The sequence below is a fragment of the Amycolatopsis sp. NPDC059027 genome, from assembly GCF_042739735.1.
In the GTDB taxonomy this organism is placed as follows: Bacteria; Actinomycetota; Actinomycetes; order Mycobacteriales; family Pseudonocardiaceae; genus Amycolatopsis.
In genome coordinates this window covers 156,482-162,311 of record NZ_JBHYIK010000007.1, presented here as the reverse complement: position 1 = coordinate 162,311, position 5,830 = coordinate 156,482, and the positions used below count along the sequence as shown (strand labels likewise).

Sequence of the window (5,830 nt, the reverse complement as noted above, 5' to 3'; positions counted from 1 at the left end):
GACCTGTTGGTGTTTGGGGTTACTTAGATCTCTCATGCGTGGGGGTCGGGTTTTTTCCTCCATTGTTTTGGTTTTAACTACCCCTTCAGCTCTCAGTAGCCGAGGGCGGAGCGGATCTCGGGTTCGACGTCGGAGGTCGCGACGAACAGCAGCTCGTCGCCCGGCTCCAGGGGGTCCTCCGGCTGCGGGACGATGACGCGGTCGCCGCGCAGGATCGTCACCAGCGCCGCGTCGCGCGGCAGCGAGATCTCGCTGACCGCCTTGCCCGCCAGCGGCGTCTCCTCGGGCAGCGTCAGCTCGACCAGGTTCGCCTGGCTCTGCCGGAACGTCATGAGCCGCACCAGATCGCCCACACTGACGGCCTCCTCGACCATCGCGGCGAGCATCCGCGGGGTCGACACGGCGACGTCCACACCCCAGGCGTCGGTGAAGAGCCATTCGTTGGCCGGGTTGTTCACCCGCGCCACGACGCGGCGTACCGCGAACTCGGTCTTCGCCAGCAGCGAGACCACCAGGTTCGCCTTGTCGTCCCCGGTCGCGGCGATCACGACGTCGCACTGCTCGATCCCGGACTCCTCCAGGATCGACACCTCGCACGCGTCCCCGAGCACCCAGTCGGCCTGCTCGACGGTGTGCGGCTCGAACTGGTCGGCCTGCCGCTCGATCAACATGACCTGGTGCCGCGCGTCGATGAGCTCCGCGGCGATCGAGCGGCCCACCGCGCCCGCGCCGGCAATCGCGACCCGCATCAGTTCTCCTCGTCTTCCGGTGCGCGGGCGGCCACGCTGGTGACGTCGCCGACCGTGCCCGAGCGCGCCGCGACGTACACCAGGTCGTCGGCCTGCACCACGGTCTTCGCGTCGGGCAGCACACCGGTGCCGAACCGCATGATGAACGCGACGCGCGCGCCGGTGGCCTCCTGCAGCGACCGGACCGAATGCCCGACCCAGCCCTCGTGCAGCGGCAGCGGCAGCAGCGCCACGTTGCCGGACGGGTCCCGCCACGCCGAGGCGACGCCGTCGGGCAGCAGGGTGCGCAGGAAGCGGTCGGTCGTCCACGGCACGGTCGCCACGGTCGGGATGCCGAGCCGCTCGTAGACCGCGGCGCGCTTGTGGTCGTAGATCCGCGCGACCACGTGCTCGATCCCGAAGTTCTCGCGCGCGACCCGCGCCGAGATGATGTTCGAGTTGTCCCCGCTGGACACGGCGGCGAACGCGCCCGCCCGCTCGATGCCCGCCTCGATCAGCACCTGCCGGTCGAAGCCGACCCCGACGACCTGCTGGCCGTGGAAGTCGCTGCTCAGCCTGCGGAAAGCCTGCTGGTTCTTGTCGATGACGGCCACCTCGTGGCCGAGACGCTCCAGCGCCGCGGCCAGGGACGCGCCGACCCGGCCGCACCCCATGATCACCACGTGCACGCTTGCTGCCCTCCTGCTCGCCCGCGGGTCGCCCCCGGGGTGGACACCCCCGGCATACCAGCGCCGAACCTACCTTGTGCGCCGCCCGTCAGCTCCACCGTCCTCCCCACCGCCACCCTCAACGGAGACGCTGCGCGCCGCCGTTACCTCCGCCTTCCTCCCCACCGCCACCCTCAACGGAGACGCTGCGCGCCGCCGTTACTCTTCACAGGTGTCGAAGTTCCCGACCGTGCTGAAACGGCTGGTCCTCGGGCGTCCGTTCCGCAGCGACCGGCTGGCCCACACGCTGCTGCCCAAGCGCATCGCGCTGCCCATCTTCGCCTCCGACGCGCTGTCGAGCGTGGCGTACGCGCCGGAAGAGATCTTCCTGACGCTGAGCGTCGCCGGGCTGTCCGGGTACGCGTTCGCGCCGTGGATCGGCGTGGCCGTCGCGCTGGTCATGCTGGTCGTGGTCGCCTCCTACCGGCAGAACGTGCACGCCTATCCCAGCGGCGGTGGTGACTACGAGGTCGCCGGGACCAACCTCGGCGGCAAGTTCGGCCTCACCGTGGCCAGCGCGCTGCTGGTGGACTACGTGCTCACGGTCGCGGTGTCGACGTCGTCCGGCGTCGCGAACATCGGGTCGGCACTGCCGTGGGTCGCCGAGCACAAGGTGCTCACCGCGGTCGTGATCGTCTGCGTGCTGACGGCGCTGAACCTGCGCGGAGTGCGCGAATCGGGCAAAGCGTTCGCCATTCCCACCTACGGTTTCATCATCGGCATTCTCGGCATGGTGCTGTGGGGCCTGTTCGAGGTGGCCCGCGGCACCGAGATGAAGGCCGCGAGCGCCGGGTTCGAACTGCACGCCGAGCATTCGCTGACCGGATTCGCGTTCGCCTTCCTGATCCTGCGGTCGTTCTCCTCCGGCGCGGCCGCGCTGACCGGGGTCGAGGCGATCAGCAACGGCGTCCCGGCCTTCCGCAAGCCGAAGTCGAAGAACGCGGCGACGACGCTGCTGCTGATGGGCGTGCTCGCGGTGACGATGCTGATCGGCATCATCACCCTCGCGATCGTCACGGGCGTCAAGTTCGCGGAGAACCCGGCGGCGCAGCTGAGCGGCACCCCGGCGGGCTACCAGCAGAAGACCATCGTCGCGCAGATCGCCGAGGCGGTGTTCCAGCACTTCCCGCCGGCCTTCTACTACGTGTCCTTCTCCACCGGGATCATCCTGCTGCTGGCCGCGAACACCGCGTTCAACGGCTTCCCGGTGCTCGGCTCGATCCTCGCCCAGGACCGCTATCTGCCGCGTCAGCTGCACACCCGTGGCGACCGCCTGGCCTTCTCCAACGGCATCCTGTTCCTCGCCGCCTTCGCGCTGGTGCTGATCTTCGCCTTCGACGCCGAGGTCTCGAAGCTCATCCAGCTCTACATCGTGGGCGTGTTCGTGTCGTTCACGGTCAGCCAGGCGGGCATGATCCGGCACTGGAACCGCTTGCTGGCCAAGGAGAACGACCCGGCCGCGCGGCGCCGGATGCGGCGCTCGCAGACGGTCAACGCGGTCGGCCTGACCTGCACCGGCACCGTGCTGGTCATCGTGCTGATCACCAAGTTCCTGCTCGGCGCGTGGATCGCGATCGCCGCGATGGTGGCGATCTACGTGCTGATGACGGCGATCCGGAAGCACTACGACCGGGTCGCCGAGGAGCTCAAGGAGGACCCGGAGACCAAGCCGGTGCTGCCCTCGCGCAACCACGCCATCGTGCTGGTGTCGAAGCTGCACCGGCCGACGCTGCGCGCGCTGTCCTACGCGAAGGCGATGCGCCCGGACGTGCTGGAGGCCGTCACGGTCAACGTCGACGACGCGGAGACGCGGCGGCTCACCGCGGAATGGGACGCGCACAACTTCAAGGTGCCGCTCAAGGTCGTCGAATCGCCGTACCGGGAGATCACGAAACCGGTGCTGGACTACGTGAAGCGGGTGCGCGGCGCCAATCCCCGCGACGTCGTCACCGTGTTCATCCCCGAGTATGTCGTGGGCCGCTGGTGGGAACAGCTGCTGCACAACCAGAGCGCGTTGCGGCTCAAGGGCAGGCTGCTGTTCGAAAAGGGCGTGATGGTCACCAGTGTGCCCTGGCAGCTGGCCTCCTCGGTCAAGGCCGTCGCCCGCGATCGCCGGGCCAGGCCCGCGGCCGGTGACGTCCGGCGCGGGTTCTCGCCCACCGGCAAGCGTCCGGACGCCGTCGCGCCCGCCAAGCAGGCGGAGCGCGCCGCGGCGAGCCGGGAGAAATCGGAATGAGCGACGCTTGCGAGCGAATCATGGATGTCATGCGCCAAAAAGGATTGGACACTGTCTCGCGGAGCGAGGCGATCGCATGAGCGACGCTTGCGAGCGAATCATGGATGTCATGCGCCAAAAGGGATTGGACACTGTCTCGCGGAGCGAGGCGATCGCATGATCGGGAGCTGGTACGGCCGCACGCTGGAACTCGAAGTCGGTCCGGTGGCGCACGGCGGGCACTGTGTGTCCCGTGTGGACGGACGGGTGGTGTTCGTCCGGCACGCGCTGCCCGGCGAACGGGTACGGGCCGAGGTCACCGAGGACAAGGGCGGCGCGTTCTGCCGTGCCGACGCCGTGGAGGTGCTGGAGGCCTCCGCGCGGCGCGTCGAGCCGCCGTGCCCGCTGGCCGCGCCGGGCGGCTGCGGCGGATGCGACTGGCAGCACGCGGATCCGGCGTACCAGCGCGAGCTGAAGGCCGCGGTGGTGGCCGAGCAGCTGCGGCGCGTCGCCGGGATCGAGCGGGACGTCGTGGTGGAGGCGCTCGGCGGCGGCTCGCTCGGCTGGCGCAGCCGCGTCCGGCTGATCGCCGACCGGGACGGCCGCGCCGGGCTGCGCGCGCACCACAGCCACCGCGTCGTGGCACTCGACGACTGCCCGATCGCGGTGCCGGGGGAACTGGACGACGTCCTCGCGCGGCGCTGGCGGCCCGGCAGCGAACTCGAGGTGACCACCGACGCGGAGGACCGCACCCACGTGCGCGAGCTTTCCACCGTGCGCGGCAAAGTCCGGGCGCGGCAGCTCACCGGCGGCGTCGCGATCCAGCACGCCGCCGGCCGCGAATGGCGGCTCGACGCGCACGGCTTCTGGCAGGTGCACCCCGCCGCGGCCGGGACGCTCGCCGCGGTCGTGGGGGAGTGGGCGGAGGCGCCGGCCGGCGGGTCGGCCTGGGATCTCTACGCCGGGGTCGGGCTGTTCGCGTCGGTACTGGCCGGGCAGGTCGGGCCGGACGGGCGGGTGCTGGCCGTCGAATCGGGGCGCCGCGCGGTGAGCGATGGCGAGCGGAACCTCGCCGATCTGCCGCAGGTCCGCTGGCACGCAGGCCGTGTCGAGCATGTGCTGGCCGACGCGCCGAAGCCGGTCGACGTCGTCGTGCTGGACCCGCCGCGCAAGGGTGCGGGACGTCCGGTGGTGGACGCGATCGTCGCGGGTTCGCCGGACCGGGTCGTCTACGTCTCGTGCGATCCAGCGACGCTGTCGCGCGACATCGCGCTCTTCGCCGGGCACGGGTACGGGCTCACCGCGCTGCGGGCGTTCGACGCGTTCCCGATGACCCACCACGTGGAGTGCGTCGCGCTGCTGCAGTGAGCCTCCGGCCTTCGAAAATTGTCGGGGGCCGGGTGCACACTGCCGGGCATGAATCCTCTCGACTCCTTCGACCGGGCTTCGGCCATGGTCACCGAACTCGTCTCGGCCGTGCGTGACGACCAGTGGACGCTGCCGACGGCGTGCGCCGAATGGGACGTCCGCGCACTGGTCAACCATCTCGCGCACGGAAACGCCAAGGTCGCGCACTGGACGGGGCAGGGCCCGCCCGCCGAACCCGGCGACTATCTCGGCGGGAGACCGAGAGAGACGTTCGCCGAGTCGGTGCGGCGGGTGCGGGCCGTGCTCGCCACACCGGGCCTGCTGGAGCAGGAGGTGGAAACCCCGCTCGGGAAGGCCCCCGGCGTCTTCCTGGTGCACATGCGGGTCAACGAGTACCTGGCGCACGGCTGGGACCTCGCCGACGCCACCGGAGGGTCCACCGATCTGCTGCCGGATCTCGCCGGACAGGCGCTGAGCCAATGGCAGGAGCGGTTCAGCTCGGCGCCGAGGGGCCCCGGTGCGCCGTTCGGTCCCGAGGTCGAGCCCGCTCCCGGCGCGACGGCCGCGGACCGGCTCGCCGCGTTCCTGGGAAGGAGGTCGGTCCGAGCTTGACGGGATACTAGAGGCGTCCTTCGGTGCGCGGCCGGATTGTCCGTGAACGCCCCATTGAGGGACTTGGAATTCCTCAATCGAGGTTTCTCACCGACGTGGTGTGGCCTCGTTGTTGAGGTGGCGGGGTGGCGTCGCGAACGCTCCGTTCGGGACGTTCATCGTCGGCAACGGAGCGTTCG

At 70.3% G+C, this 5,830-nt stretch carries 4 protein-coding genes and 1 pseudogene; 3 read left to right on the top strand and 2 right to left on the bottom strand.

Annotation, left to right across the window (positions count from 1 at the left end):
* Positions 1-92 precede the first annotated feature (92 nt).
* Together ACFWY9_RS07415 and ACFWY9_RS07410 are read right to left on the bottom strand one after the other, a co-directional pair.
* Entirely contained in the window at positions 93-749 is a 657-nt protein-coding gene (locus tag ACFWY9_RS07415; protein WP_345387459.1) for a TrkA family potassium uptake protein, read from the bottom strand.
* Positions 749-1,423: pseudogene (locus tag ACFWY9_RS07410) on the bottom strand (potassium channel family protein); the annotation flags it as partial. The gene ACFWY9_RS07415 and the pseudogene ACFWY9_RS07410, both read right to left, overlap by 1 nt.
* 205 nt (positions 1,424-1,628) lie before the next feature.
* Between ACFWY9_RS07410 and ACFWY9_RS07405 the strand changes: the two are divergent.
* The 3 genes from ACFWY9_RS07405 to ACFWY9_RS07395 all read left to right on the top strand — a co-directional run bounded on the left by ACFWY9_RS07405 (position 1,629) and on the right by ACFWY9_RS07395 (position 5,651).
* Positions 1,629-3,692 carry an APC family permease gene (locus ACFWY9_RS07405; RefSeq protein ID WP_378329587.1) on the top strand — a complete coding sequence of 688 codons (2,064 nt, stop codon included), beginning with the start codon at positions 1,629-1,631 and terminating at the stop codon, positions 3,690-3,692.
* A gap of 156 nt (positions 3,693-3,848) precedes the next feature.
* Positions 3,849-5,039: a class I SAM-dependent RNA methyltransferase gene (locus ACFWY9_RS07400; RefSeq protein ID WP_378338413.1), complete on the top strand. Its 1,191-nt coding sequence runs from the start codon at positions 3,849-3,851 to the stop codon at positions 5,037-5,039.
* Between the two features lie 48 nt (positions 5,040-5,087).
* Positions 5,088-5,651 carry a TIGR03086 family metal-binding protein gene (locus ACFWY9_RS07395; RefSeq protein ID WP_378338412.1) on the top strand — a complete coding sequence of 188 codons (564 nt, stop codon included), beginning with the start codon at positions 5,088-5,090 and terminating at the stop codon, positions 5,649-5,651.
* Positions 5,652-5,830: the final 179 nt, after the last annotated feature.